This window comes from Psychrobacter sp. 1U2, from assembly GCF_051847575.1.
Genome location: NZ_JBPYDC010000970.1, coordinates 1 through 754, shown reverse-complemented (window position 1 = coordinate 754; position 754 = coordinate 1). Strand labels below are relative to the sequence as shown.

Here is a 754-nt window from a genome sequence, read left to right as displayed (position 1 = left end):
ACAAAATTTAGGAAGGTCTCTGAAAATTAACCACCTGACACAACTCGTCACCTACTAACAGATCTTGGCGGTCATAAAAGTTGCCCCAACGCTTATAATTATTATCCGTTCTCGACTCAGGGTTATAAGTAATGGCGATGTAGGTTTGAATTTTATTAGTGTCCTAAATTAGTTGACCACCACCAGATTCTTATCAAAGACTTCATCATCTATTATTCGCCAAACGGCAACTTGCTGATGGTCTTTGGTGGTGACTAGATTTAAAGTTTGTTCAATCATTGCTTGAGGTCTCATATCCTTATGATGTTTATTTGCTTCAAACCCAGTTACTTTACACTTAGCGGTTTAATTAAGCTACTTACTTGAGCTATTTGCTTCAGTTATTAGGCTTGGCTACTTACTCAACTTCAATATTCTAAAGGCGCCCTGAATAACTAAAGCAAATACGATGCTACCAATAATCAAATCAGGCGTACTAGAGTGTAACCAATTAACCAAAATCCCTGCAACAATTACCCCTAAATTGATAATCACATCGTTTGAAGTGAAAATCATACTGGCTTGCATATGGGCTTCTTCTTTGCTTTTCGATTTTTGTAGTAAATAGAGGCAAATCGAGTTTGCAATTAGCGCAAGAATCGATATGACTATCATGGTAGAAAAGTCAGGTAATTGCTCATTGCCAAAGAAACGTCTTAGTACTTCTAAAAAACCAAGAATCGCTAGCGTAATTTGAAAATATCCGGCAATTCTA

2 protein-coding genes are annotated in these 754 nt (G+C 36.7%); both read right to left on the bottom strand.

The window, feature by feature from the left end; genetic code table 11:
• Positions 1-168: 168 nt before the first annotated feature.
• Positions 169-294, bottom strand: a complete 126-nt coding sequence (locus tag ACS8FD_RS19840) for a hypothetical protein (RefSeq protein WP_256713876.1) — start codon at positions 292-294, stop codon at positions 169-171.
• Between the two features lie 99 nt (positions 295-393).
• On the bottom strand, positions 394-754 hold a 361-nt coding region (locus ACS8FD_RS19835), incomplete at its 5' end, for a cation transporter (protein ID WP_439277129.1).